Here is a 20,386-nt window from a genome sequence, read left to right as displayed (position 1 = left end):
ACAGAAAACTCAAATTAAATTAGGATGTGGTAAATTATAGTTACAAGGAAACAGCGGATATCGCTCAGATGAAAAAGGAGGAAATGAGATGTTAGCTATTAACTGGGATGACGTTATAGGAGTTATTCAGAGTATTTCAACACATTTAATAGTAGGTGTAATAGCAATTATTGTCGGTATAATTGCTATCGTAGCAGTAAAAGGATTAAAGAAACCTTTAAAGCGTTTGGTTCGTGGAGAGGTTTTGGTAGCAATGGTATTGGTAATTGTTGTGTTAGCAAATTTAATTTGTACAGGACCAATGAACACATTGTTAACATCAGTAGCAGGAAAGCCGGTTAGCAAAATCGACGCAAAGACAACTGAAGAAGCTACTGATTTAGTTTCAGAAATTGTGGAAGAAGGAGCAGTTCTTTTAAAGAATGATGATAACGTTCTTCCTGTAACAAGTGGTAAGTTAAACGTATTTGGCTGGGGTTCAACAAATCCTTGCTATGGTGGTACAGGTTCAGGTGCATTAAATGATGCATATCCTACAGTTAATTTAATCAAAGGTTTAAATGACGCAGGAATCGAAACAAACAAGGAATTAACAAAATTTTACACAGATTATGAAGATAAACATCCTGAAGTAGGAATGATGAGTTGTGATTGGACATTACCTGAGCCAAATGTAAGTCTTTACACAGATGAAATGATGAACAATGCAAAAGAATTTTCAAACACAGCAATGGTAGTTATTTCACGTGTAGGTGGTGAAGGTGCTGACCTTCCAACAGATATGGCAGCAGTTGCTGACGGAACATACAAAGCAGATATTCCGATGACATATGACGATTCAGTAAATGAAGGAAAAGACTGGGACAAAGGAGATCATTTCTTACAGTTATCAAACAGAGAAGAAGAAATGCTTGATCTTGTATGTAAAAACTTTGACAACGTAATTGTTGTATACAATGGTGCAAACCCATTTGAATTAGGATTTATTAATGATTACAAACAGATTAAGGGTGCATACTGGTGTGCAGGTGCAGGTCAGTCAGGATTTGACGGATTTGGACGTATCGTATCAGGTGAAGTTAACCCATCAGGTAGATTAGTTGATACATTTGTATATGATTTGACAAAAGCTCCAACATGGAATAACATGGGAGAATTTGAATATACAAATATGAGTGATTTCAAGGTTGATGCAACAGCTTTCAGTCCTGAAACACAGCCAACTTTTGTAAATTATGTAGAAGGAATTTATGTAGGATATAAGTTCTATGAAACAGCAGCTACAGAAGGTCTTATTGATTATGATAAGACAGTTCAGTACCCATTTGGATACGGACTTAGCTACAGCACATTTGAACAAAAAATTGTAAATTCAAGCACAGAAGGTGATACTGTAACATTGACAGTTGAAGTTAAGAACACAGGATCAGTTGCTGGTAAGGATGTTGTAGAAGTATATTATAATCCTCCATATACAAATGGTGGTATTGAAAAATCAAGTGCAAACTTAGTTACATATACTAAGACAGGTTCAATTGAACCGGGTGCAACTCAAACAGTTGAGGTTTCATTTGATAAAGAAGATATGGCATCTTATGATTCAAAGACAGCTAAAGCATATGTTTTAGAACAAGGTGACTATGTGGTATCTATAAATTCAGATTCACATACAGTATTAGACAGCGTTAATGTAAATGTTCCTGAAACAATTACATATGGCGAAGATAACAAACGTGAAAGTGATGTATCAGTTGCAACAAACGAATTTGATTTCGCAGAAGGTGATGTAACATACCTTTCAAGAGCAGATAAATTTGCAAACTATGAAGAAGCAACAAAGGCTCCAACAAGTACAGAGATGTCAGATGAAGCTAAAGCAGGATTTTATAATGTATCAAATTATGATGCAAAAGCAGGTGAAAAAGATGAAGATCCTGATGCAGAATATCCAACAACAGGAAAGAATGCAGGAATTAATTTAGTTGACATGCGTGGTGTAGACTATGATGATGAAAAATGGGATACATTTATGGATCAGTTAACAATTAAGGAAATGAACAGTATGACATCTCTTGGTGGATATCAGACTGCAGCAATTAAATCAGTAGGAAAATATAGAACAAATGACTGTGATGGTCCGGCTTCTATTAATAACAACTTTACAGGACAGGGTTCTGTAGGATTCCCTGCAGCAGTAGTAATTGCAGCTACATGGAATAATGAATTAGCAAATAAATTTGGTGATTCAATCGGAACAATGGCAGATCAGATGGATACAGCAGGTTGGTATGGCCCGGCTATGAACATTCATCGTACAGCATTTGCAGGACGTAACTTTGAATACTATTCAGAAGATGGTGTATTGTCAGGAGATATCGCTACAAGCGCAATTCAGGGTGCACAGGCTCACGGAGTATATGCATATATGAAACACTTTGCATTAAATGATCAGGAAACAAATAGAACAAGTATGCTTTGCACATGGGCAAATGAACAGGCAATCCGTGAAGTTTACTTAAAGCCATTTGAAAAATCAGTTAAAGACGGTGGCTCATTAGCAGTTATGTCATCATTCAACTACATTGGAAACTGCTGGGCTGGTGGATGCTCAGAATTATTAGAAGATGTTCTCCGTGGTGAATGGGGATTCAAGGGATTTGTTGAAACTGACTACTTTGGTGTATATGGTTACATGAACGCTGACCAGGCAATTCGTAACGGTACAGACCTTATGTTAGTAAACTATGCAACAGAAGCAAATGATATGAAATATACTGAAACAGCAGGAGCACAGCAGAAATTACGTCAGTCAGCAAAACGTATTCTCTATGTTGTAGCAAATAGCCGTCAGTACAGTGAACTTGGAATTGAACAGTCACAGCAGCCAAACCGTTGGGAAACAATTCTTAAAGTTGTAGATGTTTGCGCAGCAATTATCTTAATTGCCTGGGAAATCTTATTAATAGTAAACTTCAACAAGAGAAGAAAAGAAGTTGTTGTAGAACAGGCAGAATAATATAGTTGTTTAAGAATAATTATAGATTATAACTAAAGGTAATCATGCTATTTGTAGGGCATGACGACCGGAAAACTCCCTCAAATGCATCCTTACTTAAGTGATTAAAACTTAAGTAAGGATGCATCTTTTTTATGCACAATGAAAGAGTTTCAGCCTGATTAATGTCAAACTGATTTAAAGATATAATGTCCTGGGTTTAAGATAGTATTTATGCTTACAAGTAGTGAAAGTGCTCTGCTAGTCCGGCTGACAATTATGCTTATAAGTAGTGAAAGTATTCTACTAATATATCTACAACTGTGATTACAATCAGTAAAAGCATTCCTTAAAGATACCCGTATAAAAGCACCGTTTATGTCTCTAAAACGGCAGTTTATGACAAAAGAATATATTTGATATTTTAGATGATATATTAAGATTAACAAAATGAAAGAAGAATTTAGCAACAAAAAAGAAAGTTAGTACATAAATATTGCGATTAGAAAAGGAGAGTAAAATGAAACATCAGGACTTACTTAATAAAATGACTTTGGACGAAAAAGCAGCAATATTAAGCGGAATGACAGAGTGGGAAACAAGAAATATTGACAGATTAAATATACCGTCAATGTTTTGCTCTGACGGACCTCATGGGATTCGTAAGCAGGAAGGTGATGGCGATCATTTAGGATTAAATGCATCAGTTCCAGCAACATGTTTCCCAACAGCAGCAACAGTTGCAAACAGCTGGGATCCGGAATTAGGCGAAGAAATAGGAAAAGCTTTAGGCGAGGAAGCAGTAGCTTTAAATGTAAATGTAATACTTGGTCCGGGATTAAATGTAAAAAGAAATCCTTTATGTGGAAGAAATTTTGAATATTTTTCAGAAGACCCATATTTAGCAGGAAAAATGGCTGCTTCATATATTAAGGGAATTCAAAGTAAAGGTGTTGCAGCATGCCCAAAACATTATGCAGTAAATAGTCAGGAATTAAGAAGAATGGCTTCTGATTCTGTATTAGATGAAAGAACATTAAGAGAAATATATTTAACAAATTTTGAAATTGCCGTAAAAGAAGGAAATGCGAAAGCTATTATGAGTGCATATAATCAGGTAAATGAAGTATATGCAAATGAGAATAAGCATTTATTACAGGATATTTTAAGAGATGAATGGGGATTTGATGGAATAGTTATTACAGACTGGGGAGCATCAAATGACCATACAGCAGGCGTTGCAGCAGGATCTAATTTAGAGATGCCGGCACCGGGACTAGGTTCAGCAAGAGAACTTTTAAAATCAATTGAAGAAGGAAGACTTACTGAAAAAGAATTAGATGAGTGCGTAGATACATTATTAGATGCAATTTTAACATTTGCAAAAAAAGAAAAAAGCAATAGTAAGTATGATAAAGAATTGCATCATGAGATAGCAAAAAAAGCAGCAGGAAAGAGTGCTGTATTACTCAAGAACGAAGAAAATATTCTTCCATTAAAAGAAGGAACAAAGGTAGCAGTTATAGGAGATTTTGCAATTGAACCAAGATTTCAGGGAGCAGGTTCATCGGTTGTAAATGCTACAAAAATAGAAACAATAGCAAATACAATAGCACAATATAAACTTGAAAATATAGGAATAGCAAAAGGTTATGACAGAATAGGTAAGGAAAATAATCAATTGCTTGAAGAAGCGAAAGAAATAGCTTCAAAAGCAGATGTAGTTCTCTATTTCTTTGGATTAGATGAATTAAGCGAGTCAGAAGGATTAGACAGACAACATATGAAAATTCCTGCAAACCAGATTAAATTACTTGAAGAATTAAGCAAGGTAAATAAAAACATTGTAGGAGTATTAAGTGCAGGTTCAGCAATTGAAACACCTTGGGATGTTAATTGCAAAGGACTTTTGCATGGATATTTGTCAGGACAGGCAGGAGCAGGCGCATTACTTGATATTATTACAGGAAAGATAAATCCATCAGGAAAATTAAACGAAACATTACCTGTAAAATATGAAGATGTACCATCATACAATTATTTCCCATCAAAGGAACGAACATCAGAATACAGAGAAGGAATATTTGTAGGATATCGTTACTATGACACAGCTAAAGTTCCTGTAAAATATCCATTTGGATATGGACTTTCATATACAACATTTGAATATTCAGATATAAATGTTGCAGAGGACAAGGTTACATTTACAATCACAAATACAGGAAAAATGGATGGCGAAGAAATTGCCCAGATGTATGTAAGCTGTAAGTCAGATAAAATATACAGACCTAAAAAAGAATTAAAAGGATTCAAAAAAGTATTTTTGAAGGCAGGCGAATGCAAACAGGTTGAAATACCATTTGATGATAAGACATTTAGATATTTCAATGTAAAAACAAATAAGTTTGAAATTGAAACAGCAGAATATGTTATTAACATAGCTTCAAATGTAGAAGACGTAAGAATTTCAGCAGAAATTTCTATAAAAGGAACAGAGGCAGAAAATCCATATGACAAAGAAAAAATGCCATCATATTACAATGCAGATATCAAAAATGTAGATGATAAGCAGTTTGAAACTTTGCTTGGAAGAAAAATCCCTGATGGAAGCTGGTCAGGTGAACTATCAATGTATGATGCATTTTGCCAGTTATATTATGCTAAAAGATGGGTTGGAAGATTAGTTTACAAAATTTTAACAAGCATAAAGAAGAAGAGTGAAGCAAAAGGAAAACCGGATTTGAACATATTGTTCATTTACAACATGCCTTTTTATGCATTAGCAAAAATGACAGGTGGAATGGTTAGTACAGAAATGGCACAGGGAATTGTAAGCATTTGGAATGGACATTTCTTTAAAGGTGTCGGAAGGGTTATTAAAGGATTCTTTGCAAATAATAAAGCAAATAAAGAATACGAGAAAAGACTTTTAGAAGAGAAATAAATATTAAGCAAAGATAGAAATTGTTAGGAACAAAATTAAAATTATTGATTAATGTGAAAACTTAAAAAGATATAAGAAGTACAAGGAGAGATAAAATGAAACAGATTTGGAGCAATTTTAAAGAAAAACATCCTGAATTAGCAAAGTGGTTATACCAGATTTTTTACTTTATAGTATTCAGCGAAGGTGTAACAATATTTCAGTATTTAATATTTACATTTATGCCAAAGATGTTAGGAGTTGGACTTGCAGGAACAGAATTTATGTGGCCACAGATTGACATGCATATATTCGGTGTGGATTTCACTTGGAGTTTACTAGGATACAATGTTGTAAAAAATGCAGCAGGTGCAGTAGTAATCGGTGGTGGATTAGGATACTTTATTAGTTATGAGGTAGGCTCATTTTTAGCACAGTGTATTAACTTCCCATTACAGAGAAACATTACTTTTAAAAGTAAAGGAAATCCATGGTATCAGGCAATGTGGTATTTCATAGCATGGGTTGTAATTTCACTTATCTGTAACGGATTTAATAATTTATGGATGCCTATAGCATCAGCATATGTATCACCTGCAATTTATAACATACTTGTAACATTTATTACAGGCGGTGTATCAATGGTAATATTCTTCTTCGTATTTAAAATTATTTTCCCTGAAGGAGAAAAGGATAAATAGATTACTTTATAGTAAATAAAATTATATAAAATTTAAAAAGCCATAAATAATAAAGAGGATGCTTTCAGAAAATAGAAGTGTCCTCTTTTGCTTGAAAAAATAATATCTTAAAAAATAAATTGAAAAAACAATAAATGAAGAATAAAATAAGGTAGAGAATTTAACAGTCAACAAACAGAAAAGAGGTAATGAAATATGTACAATTTTGAATATTACACACCGACATTTATAGAATTTGGAAAAAAATCAGAAGAAAAAGTGGCACAGCTTATAAAGGCACAGAATGGCAAAAAAGTATTGATTCATTACGGTGGACATAGTGCAAAAAAATCAGGATTAATTGATAAAATTGAAAAATTATTAACAGAAGAAAATATACCATATGTAGAATTAGGAGGAGTGGTTCCTAATCCAAGACTTTCATTAGTATATAAAGGAATTGAGTTAGCAAAAAAAGAGAATGTTGATTTTATTCTTGCAGTAGGTGGAGGAAGTGTTATTGATTCTGCAAAGGCAATCGGATATGGAATTGCAAATGAAGGAGATGTATGGGATTTCTATGCACAGAAACGTGTTACGGATAAATGTGCTCCTATAGGTGTTGTTCTTACAATTGCAGCAGCAGGAAGTGAAATGAGCAACAGCTCAGTTATTACAAATGATGAAACAGGGCTAAAGCGTTCATATCATACTGAAATTTCAAGACCAAGATTTGCAATAATGAACCCTGAATTTACAATGACATTACCGGAATATCAGACGGCATGTGGATGCACAGATATAATGATGCATACAATGGAGCGTTATTTTACAGCAGGAGAAACGATGGAACTTACAGATAAAATAGCAGAATCTGTAATGCAGATAGTTCTTAAAAATGCCCCAATTCTTTTAGAACAACCGGATAATTATGAATCAAGAGCAGAAGTAATGTGGGCAGGAAGTTTGTCACATAACGGACTTACAGGATGCGGTATTAAAAGCAAAGATTTTGCAACGCACATGTTAGAGCATGAATTAGGCGGAGTATATGATGTGGCACATGGAGCAGGATTAGCTGCTGTATGGGGAAGCTGGGCAAGATATGTATATAAAGAATGCCTTGGAAGATTTAAGAAATTTGCAATAAATGTAATGAATGTTGAAGAGGTAGGAAGTGATGAAGAGATTGCTTTAAAGGGAATAGAAGCAATGGAAAAATTTTATCATAGTATAGGAATGCCAACATCGATAAAAGAACTGGGATTAGAATTGTCAGATGCAGATATAGAGAAACTTGCAGACCAGTGTTGTGATGCGTGTGGTGGACATAAAGGTTCAGCAAAAGTTTTATATAGGGAAGACATTGTAAAAATATATAAAATGGCAAGATAATTCGATGCCGGGGCCAAAAGTCCTAAGCCCACATGAGTTTACGCATAAGTTGGTAACTTTTACCCTTAACATCATAATGTTAGATTAAGTGAAATATGGAGAAAAAATGAGTAAAATAAAGAAAAAGCAAATGGACATGATACATGGACCAATGTTTTATAAGATATTGTTCTTTGCACTTCCATTAGCCGCAAGCAGCATTCTGCAGCAGTTATTTAATTCGGCAGATGTGGCTGTAGTTGGAAGATTTGCAGGAAGTGCAGCTTTAGCAGCTGTAGGAGGAAACAGTCCCGTAATTAATTTGCTTATAAATATGTTTGTTGGATTATCAATAGGTGCAAATGTAATAATTGCAAATTTTATAGGACAGGGAAGAGAAGACAAGGTTAAAGAAGCAGTACACACTGTTATGTCAGTAGCACTTATAAGCGGAGTATCATTGCTTTTGATAGGTATAATCATAGCAAAACCAATTCTCTTAATGATAAATACACCATCAGAAGTTATAAATCTTGCAGTACTATATTTAAGAATTTATTTTTTAGGAATGCCATTTGTCATGGTTTATAACTTTGGAGCAGCGATACTAAGAAGTACAGGTGAAACCAGAAAGCCTTTATATTGCCTTATTATTTCAGGAATTATAAATATATTACTAAATTTATTACTTGTAATAGTATTTCATTTAAGCGTTGCAGGTGTTGCCATAGCAACAGTTATAGCAGATGGAGTTAGTGCTTTTTTAGTAGTATATTTTCTATCGCATAGTGATGATGCAATAAGATTAAATATTAGAGAATTATCGTTAAATAAAGAAATAGTTGTTAAGGTAATCAAAATAGGAGCACCGGCAGGATTACAGGGAGTTGTATTCTCTTTGTCAAATGTATTTATTCAGTCAGCTATTAATGGATTTGGAACACATGCGATGGCAGGTTCTTCTGCGGGATTAAATTACGAATATTTTACATATTACATGATAAATGCTTTTAATCAGACAGCGGTTACATTTACAAGCCAGAATTATGGAGCAAAGGATCTTGAAAGATGTAAGCGGGCATTTAGAATAAGTCTTGTTACAGGTATGGCATTAACACTTGTCATGAGTTTTATTTTTGTGGGCGCAACGGACTTTTTCGCAGGTATCTATACAAATGATCCTGTAGCAATAAAATATGCGATAATAAGAATGAAACATGTAACTTTACTAGAATGCCTTACAGGCGTATATGAAATATCAGGAGGAGCGCTCAGAGGAATGGGACATTCACTTCTTCCGGCACTACTTACTGTAATAGGTTCCTGCGGATTTAGAGTAGTATGGTTATATACAGTATTTAAGGTTGTTCCGACATTTACAATGCTTATGAATGTATATCCTGTAACATGGGTAATAACCGGGACAATGGTAATGACCTCATATTTGATTATAAGAAAAAGAAAAGAAGCAGGACAATAGGTAAAGATTAGTAAAAGACTATATAAAATAAATTAAGACAAAAAATTTCGGAGGGATTAGTTTAGTCCTCCGAAAATTTTGCAATGAAATTATGAATTTTTTTATTTCTGCATATGATTGCATAAATAAAAGAAGTAAGAGGTATTATTATTAAGCAACCAATACATGATAATAATAAAGAAAAGATTTCCTGAAAAAATGAAGAAGAATTAATAATGGTATTAGTTGAATATACATAAGTACGGTAATAAATAAACAACATAAGAGATTCACCAAGGAAAACAAATGATAAAGTGTTTACTGTTGTTCCTAATATATCTTTCCCAATAACAGCTCCTTCATAAATGAGCTTTCTTTTAGAATAGTCTGGATTATGAATAAATATTTCGTGTAAAGATGAGGATATAGCCATACTTGTGTCAATAACTGCACCTAATTGGCCCCACACAAAAGCAACCATTAAAATATTTACCATTTTAAATTCAACTGCGCTTCCTAAAAAGAAAACCTCTTCTTCCTGCATTTCAATCTCATTAAATCCACCAATATGTCCTTTAATACTGAAAATATAAATAATCACGCATGAAAAAATGCAGACCATTAAAACAGAAATCAGGCTGCTAACAGTTTTAATGTTCAATCCATTCTGAAATTTTATTGTAACAAGGCAAAATACCAAAGAACTTACAATTATAATCAAATAAGGTGAAACTCCAATTAAGAGGAGAAAAATACTAATTGCTCCAATAAAAACATTGCAAACTAAAGTTATAAATGATTTTGCACCTCTTTCGCCACCTAATACAAGCATTAGAACAAACAAAATGAAAAATAATATATAAACTATTCGCATTTTCTAAATCCTTTCTTAAATAGTAAAACAGCAATAATTCCTGAAATTGGAAGAGAAATAACAATCCCTATAGAACCAATTAAAAATCTTACAATATCAAAAATATAATCAATAGTAAAAACGGATATCAGATTGTATCCATTACTCAATTTTAAAATAATAATAGGTAAAGAACTGCTTAAGTAAGCAAAAAATAATACATTAATCATTGTTCCCATTACATCATAAATAATTTCATATATTGAATTTACAAGTTTACTGTAGGAAACAGATGGACTTGTGGCAACAATTTCACTTACAGCAGTATTAATGGTAATTGCATTGTCCATAACCGCACCTAAAAGACCAAGCAATGAACTTAAAAAGAATATATCTTTTAGAGGCAGTGATGCAACTTCGTATTGTTGCATGTCGTAAGGCAAATCGCCATTTGCATAAATTGTTACATAGTATAAAGCGGCAATGATTAATACAGAGACTAAAGTTGAAATAATTGCTCCTAAAGTCTTTAGATGAAAACCGCTTACCAGAATAAGAGTAACAACTGTGAAAAGAATTATTTCACATATCCACACGGGAAAATTGACTGAGTCTTCTGTAATAAAATTCATACAATATATAAAAGAGCAGATATTAATAATAACTGAAATTATAGTTAAAAATCCTAAACGTCCTGAGGTAAAGATAAGTAAAAGCATAACCATTCCAATAAGTAAAAATAGAAATGAATCACGTTTTGGAGAAATATTTGTTGCAGTTAAATTATCGTTACTTTTTTTTATGGAAGCAAATAATTTATCACCCTTATTATATTTTACAGAGGTAATTTCTGATTCAGAGTATGAATTATCAAATGAGACAGTATGACCTTTGTATTTACCATTTAAAATTTTTGCCTTAATGTTTTGCACAAATGTATTTTCTGTTTTATCGGTCGGACTTGTATTAACACCTGCATTTGATGTGGAAATATCAGTAATATTTATTATTGTCCTTTTGTAAAAAGATTCATTATTAAAAATAAATAATGTCATTATAAGAAAGCAACCGATTAAAAGACAGAATTTAAATATAAGTTTTTTATTGCTTTTTAAAAGTGCTTTAAAGTTCATAATAACTCCTGTTTTTTGTAATTATTCAGCCATGAAGATAAGAATAAATCATTGTTGATATATGAAAATTTTTTAGCACATATTCTGAATAATTATTATATTTTATTTAATCTATTCTAACAAAATAATATAGATTTTTAAAAGTAATTTGTCAAATGAAATTGTTATCTAAATTGTTATCTAAATTGTTAGCATTATGAAATTGTTATCTAAATTGTTAGCATAAATTTTTTATTAGTATAAATTTTTTATTAGTATAAATTTTATTTGTATTATTAGTGTGAAAATTTGGTGGCAAAAATTTTTTGTTGTTAATGTAAATTTTGGTGACAAAAATTTTATTCGTTTATAATATTTTAGATATGTGATAGTATATTATTGCTTAAATTAAGAAAGATAAATATACGTGAGGTAATGTATGATAGATAAATTGTTAGATATAGATGGTAATATTCTTCTTTGGATTCAGGATAATATAAGAAATGATATTTTGACTCCAATTGTTAAATTTATAACTTCACTTGGAAATGCAGGAATGATTTGGATTGCAATAACATTAATTTTGCTAATTTTTAAAAAAACAAGAAAATTAGGTGGAATATGTGCATTATCTCTTATATCATCACTTGTAATTAATAACTTTATTTTGAAAAATCTTGTGGCAAGAGTAAGACCTTATGATCAGATTTCTGCATTAAATTTGATAATTGAAAAGCAAAAAGATTGGTCATTTCCATCAGGTCATACTGGAAGTTCATTTGCATGTGCATGGGCAATATTTAGAAATGCTCCAAAGAAATTTGGGGTACCGACATTAATCCTTGCAATATTAATTGCACTTTCACGATTATATGTCGGAGTTCATTTTCCGAGTGATGTTTTAGCAGGAGTTGTCACAGGAATATTGTCAAGTTATGTAGGTCAGTTTGTATTTGAAAAAATAAGCGAAAAAATTAAAACTGATAAACAGTAGGTAATCTATATGCTTTTAAATTAAAAAGAAAGACTTTAAAAAGTATATATAAGAAAAAATATAAGTAAAAAGCAATATAAAAAATTATGCATACAAAGAACATAATAAAAGGTGTATTTGCCATTTATGTAATAGTAATCTGTTACTGATTATTTTAATGGCTAATACACCTTTTATTTGCTATTTAACCTCCAAAATAAGAGAAGTGCATATAATCTTTACGCTCGCCCCAGAATCCTCGGCTAAATCCATATTTTTCAAGAATTTTTACCAAATTACATTTCAAAGGTATTGAGTATTTATTTTTCTTTGGCTTCCAGAAAGAACCGGCAAGAATTTGTTTCCCCTGGACCATATAGTTTTCGTTTGAATTGATGTCAAAGGCAAGGCCTAAGCAATGCTCAGAAGTTGATGAATTTCCGCGCCAATTATAACAACCGATATCATGTATTGGGAATCTTTCCTTGCTTTTATAAATTTCTTTAAACATTTTATCTACAGAAGGAGCAACACCTTTATGAACATAGAGATAAAAAGTTCTCGTATATTTTTTACCATGCCTGTTTATATCCCAAACTTTAGCTTTTACTAATTTCATATTTTTCCAAGCTTGTTTGCTGTTTTTGTATTTATAAATATTTTTATTACCAAATATACGTTTATGTCTGCTTGTGTAATCTTCATCTTTGTATGTGTAGTAATCACAGTATTTTGTATATGTCTCAGGTTCAATACTTTCTAATTTTTTACCTTTTACATTTACATATCCAAATACTTTGTAATAATAAGCAACTCCATTTGTAAGTTTTTTCTGTGTATAAGAAGTGGTTGAGTTACTTTTTATTGTTTTTAATTTTTTGTAACCTGAGTCATAGGATGTTGAGTAATAAATAATATATCCGTCAGCATTATTTAAATTTTTCCAGGTAATTGTATTTGTACCAGGTTTATTAGATGCAGATTTTTTAATTTTAGTTGCATCGATTCTTACGATATCTGATAAAGCAGAAGAAATTGTACCTGAATATTTTTGGCCATTAAATAACACATAAGGGCATACTTTATAATAATAAGTTTGTCCTACAGTCAGATTACAGTCCGTATATGATAATGCTGAATTTTCATAGAAAGAATCATAATATGACAAATTATTATTTGTGGCTGAAGAATTTATATAATCACAAATTAAAGTAAAATCAGAATCCGGATTAGTGCTTCTATAGATATAATAACCTGAAGCATCTGATACAGGATACCAGTTTACTGTCATTGATTTTCCACTTGAAGCTGTAACAGATTGAAGTGCGACCTGATTAAGAGGTATGAGTATCTGATTAGAAACAACTTCATCACTACATATTTCGCCAAAATAATAGTCGTAAGTATAAGCTACGATTTTATAATAATAAGGAACACATTTTGAAATATTGTAATCAGTGTATGATGTGCTGTATCGTGACAATGTAGTTAATAATTCATAAGCCCCATTTTCTGAAGTGGCTCTGTAAATATAAAATCCATTAACATAATAGTTGTCATAGTTCCACGTAAGTGTAACAGATGAAGAGTAAGAATCAGATGAAACAGTTGCGGTAAAATCTGTAGGGGCATTAGGTTTTGTAACAGTTGTTTCTGTCTCTTTCTCGTCAAATGCAAATGCATCTACATGAAAAAATGCTCCTAGTGAAAGAGCAAATATAATAGTCATAACAAGACTAAACTTTTTCATAATAAAAATCCTCCTTTATTTACAAATTCATAGTGTGCTAATAAACATATTCTTGAAAGAATACCTGCGCTATTTGTTACTTTCCGGATTAGACATAATTATATATATCAAACACGTCATTTTTTCTTTTTTTCTGCGCCGTTTATGGTACCTAAAAAAGTAAAACTCGCCTAAAGGCTCAAACATTACTTTTTCAGGTACACTATGCTCGCAAAAATAGAAAAAATTTCCTATCGTTTGATACATATAATTATGTCTAATCTGAGATACAAACAAATATCTGTGGTATTAAACAAAAATTGCTTTTGTTTTGAACTGACAAAAATAAATGTTGTTTCCAGACAAAATAGTAACATATATATAATATGACATGTTTCTATAAAAATCTACTTTTATTAATTAGAATATTCAGCAAAAAATTTTGAACTAAAAATTTTGATTCCCCCAATATATATAATTAAATCCACTCTAGTAAAGATAAAAAAATAAACAGTATATAACAGTTGACAGAACAGTTTGTGCTGTTATATACTGTTTATATAAGGAGGGAGTTATATGAATCTTATAATTAATAATTCCTCGCAGACACCTATCTATGAACAAATTGTTGATCAGGTTAAGGAACAGATAATAAGAGGAAATATTAAGGAAGGTAATGCACTGCCTTCGGTAAGGGCAATGGCGAAAGAACTTAGAATTAGTGCTTTAACAGTAAAGAAGGCATATGATGCATTAGAGCAGGAAGGTTATGTTGTAACAGTTCATGGAAAAGGCAGCTATATTTCTAATATTGGTAGCAATATTAAGTTAGAGGAACTTAGAAGAGAAGTGGAAAAAGATTTTGAAACTGCCATTAGAAAGGGAAAGAGAAGTGGAATGACTGATGATGAGATAAAAGAATTGTTAGAACTTATTTTGGAGGATATGTAATATGATTGAGATTAGTAATATAAAGAAAAACTATCAGAACTTTAGGCTTGAATGTTCGTTAAATATTGCGCCGGGTAGAATAACAGGAATCATTGGAGCTAATGGAGCGGGAAAGAGTACTTTGTTTAAGGCGATTCTTGGTTTAATTAATCTGGATGAAGGACAAATAAAGATTTTTGGAAAAGACAGCAGAAAGTTAGATGTACACGACAAAGAAAAATTAGGAGTTGTGCTTGCAGAGAGTGGATTTAGTGAATATTTAAAAGTTAAGGCACTGGTTCCCATATTAAAAAATATGTATCCGGATTTTGATAAAGATATGTTTTTGAATAAATGTAACAATTTTAACATTCCACTTAATAAGATGATTAAAGATTTATCTACGGGAACAAAGGCGAAATTAAAAGTAATAGTAGCTATAAGTCACAATGCTGAAATATTGATTCTTGATGAGCCAACAGCAGGATTAGATGTTATAACAAGAAATGAAGTTTTAGATATTATTAGAACATATATGGAAGAGGAAATGCGAACTGTAATCATAAGTTCTCATATATCAAGTGATTTAGAAAATTTATGTGATGATATTTACATGATTAATGATGGTAAAATAATTTTGCACGAAGATATGTATAAACTTTTAGATTTGTATGGAGTTATAAAGGCAAATGAAGAACAGTATGAAAATTTAAAATCAGATACAAATTATAAAAATATAATTCTTTGCTGCGAAAAGGAAAAATATGGATATAAATGTATAACTAACGACAGAAAATATATAGTTGATAATTATCCGGAAATAGTTATAGAAAAAGGCAATATAGATGAATTAATTATGGTTTTAGTGAAAGGTGAGAAGATATGAAAGGTTTAATAATAAAAGATTTTCAATTACTTTTTAGTAATAAAAGGATTTTGTATATAGTATTTGCTATAGCACTATTCAGTGCGATGATGGGAGATGGAATAACACTTACATATATTTCATCTTTTGTTGCAGTAATGTTACAGGTTAGTGCATTGGCTACGATTTCATATGATAATTATCAGCATGGAAACACTTTTTTAATGACATTACCGTTAAGAAGAAAAGATTATGTGATAGAAAAATATATTTTTTGCAGCATTATTGCATTTGTTGGAATAATTTTTTCTTTAATCCTGGGTTTATTAGTTAAGATGAGAACAAATAATATGAAAATAGAAATAGCTGTCGGAATAGTTATTGCATTAGTATTTTTAATTTATTCGTTTATAGCAATTCCTCTGGAATTAAAGTTTGGAAATGAAGTAGGAAGGACAATACCATTTATTATAGGAGCGGTAATATTTTTAATTGCACAGATTTTAATACAGGTTAATGATAGTTTATTTGATTCAATTATGAATTGGTTAAATAAATTAGAAAATATAAGTGATATAACAGCTTTAATGATTGCGATTGCAGCATTTGTGATTGCATTAACAATAACGATTCCAATTAGTATAAAAATCATTAATAAGAAAGAATTTTAAAAAAATATAAAATCAAACGGTTGAAATTTATTTTATTAAGTGATACTATACTAAAAGATTAGATTAATAAAGGCTGTGAAGGAGAGGAGTAACTTTCGGAGAGTTTATAGAGAGAAGATGGTAGCTGGAAATCTTCAATGAACCGTTAGTGAAGCAGTTCCGGAGCTTTGAACCCAACGGCATTATTGCTTAGTAGGCTTCAACGGGTTCTCCCGTTACAGAGAGATGATGTGGATGTGCATCAGCAGAGTGCAGAATAATAAGTTCTGAATATTAGGTGGTAACACGGAGTAATTCGCCCTAAACGTTTAACAACGTTTAGGGCTTTTTTTATGCATGACAAATTCATATTTATGAAAGTCCGTTTTAAAAGAAAACGAAATTTTGATTATCAGGAGGTAAATGAAATGAGAACATTTGAGAAATCATCAAAATTAGATTGTGTATGTTATGATATTAGAGGACCAATTATGGACGAAGCCCAGAGAATGAGTGAACAGGGAATTGATATTTTAAAATTAAATATTGGAAATCCTGCACCATTTGGATTTAAGGCACCAAAAGAAATAGAAGAAGCAATTGGAAATAATGCTGCAATTACAGAGGGATATTCAGATTCAAAGGGACTTGTATCAGCAAGGGAAGCAATCCTTAAATATTGTCAAAGTAAGAATATGCCTAATGTAACAATTGATGATATTTATACGGGAAATGGTGTAAGCGAATTGATTACAATGTCAATGAATGGATTATTAAATTATGGAGATGAAGTTTTAGTGCCAATGCCTGATTATCCATTGTGGACTGCATCAGTTACTTTAGCAGGTGGTAAAGCAGTTCATTACAGATGTGATGACAAGCAAAACTGGTATCCTGACATTAAAGACATGGAAAGTAAAATCACTCCGAAGACAAAGGCAATTGTTGTTATAAATCCAAATAATCCAACAGGTGCATTATATCCGACAGAAATATTAGAGCAGATAGTTGATTTGGCAAGAAAACATGAATTAATATTATTTGCTGATGAAATATATGATAGACTTGTTATGGATGGAAAAGAGCATATAGCTCTTTCGTCATTGGCACCTGATTTATTAACTGTAAGTTTTAACGGATTATCCAAATCACATTTAATAGCAGGTTACAGATGTGGATGGATGGTCCTTTGTGGAGAAAAGAAACATGCAAAAGGCTACATAGAAGGAATTAAATTACTTTCAGCTATGCGTTTATGTTCAAATGTTCCTGCACAGTCATTAATTCCGGTAGCACTTGATAATTTGGAAAGCACAAAAGAATTACTTGTTCCGGGTGGAAGAATTTATGAACAGAGAGAAGTGATTTATAATGCTTTAAATGAAATAGATGGGCTTTCAGTAGTAAAACCTACAGCAGCATTTTATATGTTCCCTAAGCTTGATATTAAGAAATTTGGTATTATAGATGATGAAAAATTTGTTCTTGATTTCCTCAAGGAAAAACATATTTTATTTACTCATGGTGGAGGATTCCATTGGGATCAACCGGATCATTTTAGAGTTGTATTTTTACCTGAAGTGTCTGTTTTATCGACAGCAGCAGACAGACTCAATGACTTCTTAAGCACATATCATCAGAATTAAAGTATTATAATGAATTAATTTGAATATCGTGGTAAAATGAGACTAGGAATGTTCTTTGACTTGAAAGAAACTTTCCTAGTCTTAAATATGCAGTAAAAAAGTCTGCATAAAAAGAAATATATAACGGAGGTTGCTAAAATGAGTAATTTTAAAGAGATTACACCGGAAGAATATAAAGGAAACGTATTTAATGATATAGGAAAAAAATGGATGCTTATAACAGCTGCTAAGGATGGAAAAGTTAATACAATGACTGCTTCATGGGGCAATATGGGAGTTATGTGGGGAAAAGATATTGTATCAGTGTTTATAAGACAGACAAGATTTACAAAAGAGTTTGTTGATAATGCAGACTGCTTTTCAATTTCATTCCTTGACCATGAAAAGTATGCAAAGGAACTTGGTTATTTAGGAACAGTATCAGGAAGAGATGAAGATAAAATAAATAAAGCAAATCTTCATGTAGAATTTAGCGGAGATGTTCCTTATATAGAAGAAGCAGATGATGTTATGATTTGTAAAAAGATGTTTAGACAGACTATGGAACCGGACGCTTTTATTGATAAAGAAGCATTAGAAAAATGGTATAGCGATAAGAATTATCATGACATGTATATGGCATCAATAGAACATATATTAGAAAAAAAATAATAAATGCAGGGTATTTTGTACCACATGCAAAAGAAAGGATAAGTATTGAAAGTAGGGCATATTAGAGATTATTTCATCCGTGGAATACTAAAAACTGACACATTTCAGAAAGTGCATGAAAATATAATGCCAATGAATGAATTAATGGCATATTATAGATGTGCTATTATGGAGGTAGAAACTAAGTTTAAAGTACTGAATGAAGAATTTTCACTTCAGTATGACAGAAATCCAATTGAAACTATTAAATCAAGATTAAAATCAGCAGATGGTATTGTTGAAAAATTGAACAAAAAGAATTTACCATTTACTGTTGAGGCAATAGAAGAATATATTAAAGATGTAGCAGGTGTAAGAGTTATCTGTTCATTTGAAGAAGATATATATCTTTTAGCAGACTGTTTATTAAAGCAGGATGATATAGTTTTATTAGAGATGAAAGATTATTTCAAAAATCCTAAGGAAAATGGATATAGAAGTTTACATTTAATTGTAGAAGTACCGATTTTCCTAAAAGAGGGAAAGAAGTATATGAAGGTCGAAGTTCAGCTTAGAACTATCGCAATGGATTTTTGGGCTACGCTTGAACACAAACTAAGATATAAAAAGAACATAAAACCGGAAATACTAGAAGAATTATCACAGGAATTATATGACTGTGCAGAAATGACAGCAAAGCTGGATGCTAAGATGTCATTGATTAAGAACAGACTTTCACAGGAAAACGGAGAAGAAATCAGATGAAAAAACTAATATCATGGAATGTAAACGGATTAAGAGCCTGTCTTGGAAAGAATTTTATGGAATTTTTTGATTATGTAGATGCAGATATATTTTGTTTACAGGAAACAAAGATTCAGGAAGGACAGGTAGACTGGAATAAAGAAGGATATTATGCATATTGGAATTATGCAGAAAAGAAAGGATATTCAGGAACAGCAATCTTTTCAAAAGAAAAGCCTTTAAACGTTACTTATGGCATAGGCATTGAAGAACATGATAAAGAAGGAAGAGTAATTACATTAGAATTTGATAATTACTATATGGTTACAGTGTATACTCCAAATTCTCAAAATGGTCTTGCACGACTTGAATATCGTATGAAATGGGAAGATGATTTTAGAAATTATCTATTAAATTTAAAGAAAAATAAGCCTGTTATAGTAACAGGAGATATGAATGTTGCACATAAAGAGATAGACCTTAAAAATCCTAAAACAAACAGAAAGAATGCAGGATTTACTGATGAAGAAAGACAGAAAATGACGGAACTTTTAGAGGTAGGATTTATAGATACATTCAGATATTTTTATCCTGATACAGAAGGAATATATTCATGGTGGTCATATAGGTTTAAGGCAAGAGAAAAGAATGCAGGATGGCGTATAGATTATTTCCTTGTATCTGATGATTTAAAAGATAAATTAATTGATGCACATATTCATACTGAAATAATGGGCTCAGATCATTGCCCTGTTGAGTTGACAGTAGAATTATAAAAGAAATAGGTTGTGATTCAGTTAATACAATTGGTGATTGAGGTTGA

At 31.6% G+C, this 20,386-nt stretch carries 16 protein-coding genes and 1 other annotated feature; of the genes, 13 read left to right on the top strand and 3 right to left on the bottom strand.

Annotation, left to right across the window (positions count from 1 at the left end):
• The first annotated feature begins 88 nt into the window (after positions 1–88).
• From DWW96_RS05385 to DWW96_RS05365, 5 genes are all read left to right on the top strand, one after another.
• On the top strand, positions 89–3,016 hold the full coding sequence (locus DWW96_RS05385; RefSeq protein ID WP_117909593.1) for a glycoside hydrolase family 3 N-terminal domain-containing protein: 2,928 nt from the start codon (positions 89–91) through the stop codon (positions 3,014–3,016).
• A 499-nt stretch (positions 3,017–3,515) separates the two neighbouring features.
• On the top strand, positions 3,516–5,939 hold the full coding sequence (locus tag DWW96_RS05380; protein ID WP_117909591.1) for a glycoside hydrolase family 3 C-terminal domain-containing protein: 2,424 nt from the start codon (positions 3,516–3,518) through the stop codon (positions 5,937–5,939).
• Between the two features lie 95 nt (positions 5,940–6,034).
• Positions 6,035–6,619: a hypothetical protein gene (locus tag DWW96_RS05375; RefSeq protein ID WP_022089790.1), complete on the top strand. Its 585-nt coding sequence runs from the start codon at positions 6,035–6,037 to the stop codon at positions 6,617–6,619.
• A 195-nt stretch (positions 6,620–6,814) separates the two neighbouring features.
• Positions 6,815–7,993 carry an iron-containing alcohol dehydrogenase gene (locus DWW96_RS05370; protein ID WP_117909589.1) on the top strand — a complete coding sequence of 393 codons (1,179 nt, stop codon included), beginning with the start codon at positions 6,815–6,817 and terminating at the stop codon, positions 7,991–7,993.
• 106 nt (positions 7,994–8,099) lie between these two features.
• Positions 8,100–9,452, top strand: coding sequence for an MATE family efflux transporter (locus DWW96_RS05365; protein WP_199522676.1), 1,353 nt, complete (start codon positions 8,100–8,102; stop codon positions 9,450–9,452).
• Positions 9,453–9,513: 61 nt separating this feature from the next.
• On the opposite strand, the gene DWW96_RS05360 is transcribed toward DWW96_RS05365, so the two are convergent.
• Together DWW96_RS05360 and DWW96_RS05355 are read right to left on the bottom strand one after the other, a co-directional pair.
• Entirely contained in the window at positions 9,514–10,305 is a 792-nt protein-coding gene (locus DWW96_RS05360; protein ID WP_022089793.1) for a YibE/F family protein, read from the bottom strand.
• Positions 10,296–11,417, bottom strand: coding sequence for a YibE/F family protein (locus DWW96_RS05355; protein ID WP_117909587.1), 1,122 nt, complete (start codon positions 11,415–11,417; stop codon positions 10,296–10,298). The genes DWW96_RS05360 and DWW96_RS05355 overlap by 10 nt, the downstream gene beginning before the upstream one ends.
• 418 nt (positions 11,418–11,835) lie before the next feature.
• On the opposite strand from DWW96_RS05355, the gene DWW96_RS05350 reads away from it, so the two are divergent.
• Positions 11,836–12,390, top strand: a complete 555-nt coding sequence (locus DWW96_RS05350) for a phosphatase PAP2 family protein (RefSeq protein WP_022089795.1) — start codon at positions 11,836–11,838, stop codon at positions 12,388–12,390.
• Positions 12,391–12,574: 184 nt separating this feature from the next.
• Here the strand turns inward: DWW96_RS05350 and DWW96_RS05345 are convergent, their stop codons facing one another.
• Positions 12,575–14,119: a M15 family metallopeptidase gene (locus DWW96_RS05345; RefSeq protein WP_117909585.1), complete on the bottom strand. Its 1,545-nt coding sequence runs from the start codon at positions 14,117–14,119 to the stop codon at positions 12,575–12,577.
• Positions 14,120–14,674: 555 nt separating this feature from the next.
• Between DWW96_RS05345 and DWW96_RS05340 the strand changes: the two genes are divergently transcribed.
• The 7 genes from DWW96_RS05340 (at position 14,675) to DWW96_RS05310 (ending at position 20,339) form a co-directional block, all read left to right on the top strand.
• Entirely contained in the window at positions 14,675–15,049 is a 375-nt protein-coding gene (locus tag DWW96_RS05340; protein ID WP_117909583.1) for a GntR family transcriptional regulator, read from the top strand.
• A 1-nt stretch (position 15,050) separates the two neighbouring features.
• Entirely contained in the window at positions 15,051–15,914 is an 864-nt protein-coding gene (locus tag DWW96_RS05335) for an ABC transporter ATP-binding protein (RefSeq protein ID WP_022089798.1), read from the top strand.
• Positions 15,911–16,564: an ABC-2 transporter permease gene (locus tag DWW96_RS05330; RefSeq protein WP_117909581.1), complete on the top strand. Its 654-nt coding sequence runs from the start codon at positions 15,911–15,913 to the stop codon at positions 16,562–16,564. The genes DWW96_RS05335 and DWW96_RS05330 overlap by 4 nt, the downstream gene beginning before the upstream one ends.
• 66 nt (positions 16,565–16,630) lie before the next feature.
• Positions 16,631–16,870, top strand: a binding site (T-box leader).
• 101 nt (positions 16,871–16,971) lie between these two features.
• On the top strand, positions 16,972–18,189 hold the full coding sequence (locus DWW96_RS05325) for an aminotransferase class I/II-fold pyridoxal phosphate-dependent enzyme (protein WP_117909579.1): 1,218 nt from the start codon (positions 16,972–16,974) through the stop codon (positions 18,187–18,189).
• Between the two features lie 138 nt (positions 18,190–18,327).
• Positions 18,328–18,840 (top strand): flavin reductase, encoded by a 513-nt coding sequence (locus DWW96_RS05320; protein WP_117909577.1) that lies wholly within the window; start codon positions 18,328–18,330, stop codon positions 18,838–18,840.
• 45 nt (positions 18,841–18,885) lie between these two features.
• Positions 18,886–19,584 carry a GTP pyrophosphokinase family protein gene (locus tag DWW96_RS05315; RefSeq protein ID WP_022089802.1) on the top strand — a complete coding sequence of 233 codons (699 nt, stop codon included), beginning with the start codon at positions 18,886–18,888 and terminating at the stop codon, positions 19,582–19,584.
• Positions 19,581–20,339, top strand: coding sequence for an exodeoxyribonuclease III (locus tag DWW96_RS05310; RefSeq protein WP_117909575.1), 759 nt, complete (start codon positions 19,581–19,583; stop codon positions 20,337–20,339). The genes DWW96_RS05315 and DWW96_RS05310 overlap by 4 nt, the downstream gene beginning before the upstream one ends.
• Positions 20,340–20,386 lie beyond the last annotated feature (47 nt).

It is taken from the genome of Eubacterium sp. AF17-7, from assembly GCF_003461285.1.
Classification (GTDB): Bacteria; Bacillota; Clostridia; order Lachnospirales; family Lachnospiraceae; genus Eubacterium_U; species Eubacterium_U album.
This window is presented reverse-complemented; position numbering and strand designations above follow the sequence as displayed.

Coding starts and splice junctions, on each gene's coding strand:
- DWW96_RS05350 (WP_022089795.1), top strand. CDS start 11,836: ATGATAGATAAATTGTTAGATATAGATGGTAATATTCTTCTTTGGATT.
- DWW96_RS05385 (WP_117909593.1), top strand. CDS start 89: ATGTTAGCTATTAACTGGGATGACGTTATAGGAGTTATTCAGAGTATT.
- DWW96_RS05320 (WP_117909577.1), top strand. CDS start 18,328: ATGAGTAATTTTAAAGAGATTACACCGGAAGAATATAAAGGAAACGTA.
- DWW96_RS05345 (WP_117909585.1), bottom strand. CDS start 14,119: ATGAAAAAGTTTAGTCTTGTTATGACTATTATATTTGCTCTTTCACTA.
- DWW96_RS05380 (WP_117909591.1), top strand. CDS start 3,516: ATGAAACATCAGGACTTACTTAATAAAATGACTTTGGACGAAAAAGCA.
- DWW96_RS05325 (WP_117909579.1), top strand. CDS start 16,972: ATGAGAACATTTGAGAAATCATCAAAATTAGATTGTGTATGTTATGAT.
- DWW96_RS05370 (WP_117909589.1), top strand. CDS start 6,815: ATGTACAATTTTGAATATTACACACCGACATTTATAGAATTTGGAAAA.
- DWW96_RS05340 (WP_117909583.1), top strand. CDS start 14,675: ATGAATCTTATAATTAATAATTCCTCGCAGACACCTATCTATGAACAA.
- DWW96_RS05335 (WP_022089798.1), top strand. CDS start 15,051: ATGATTGAGATTAGTAATATAAAGAAAAACTATCAGAACTTTAGGCTT.
- DWW96_RS05365 (WP_199522676.1), top strand. CDS start 8,100: ATGAGTAAAATAAAGAAAAAGCAAATGGACATGATACATGGACCAATG.
- DWW96_RS05360 (WP_022089793.1), bottom strand. CDS start 10,305: ATGCGAATAGTTTATATATTATTTTTCATTTTGTTTGTTCTAATGCTT.
- DWW96_RS05375 (WP_022089790.1), top strand. CDS start 6,035: ATGAAACAGATTTGGAGCAATTTTAAAGAAAAACATCCTGAATTAGCA.
- DWW96_RS05330 (WP_117909581.1), top strand. CDS start 15,911: ATGAAAGGTTTAATAATAAAAGATTTTCAATTACTTTTTAGTAATAAA.
- DWW96_RS05355 (WP_117909587.1), bottom strand. CDS start 11,417: ATGAACTTTAAAGCACTTTTAAAAAGCAATAAAAAACTTATATTTAAA.
- DWW96_RS05310 (WP_117909575.1), top strand. CDS start 19,581: ATGAAAAAACTAATATCATGGAATGTAAACGGATTAAGAGCCTGTCTT.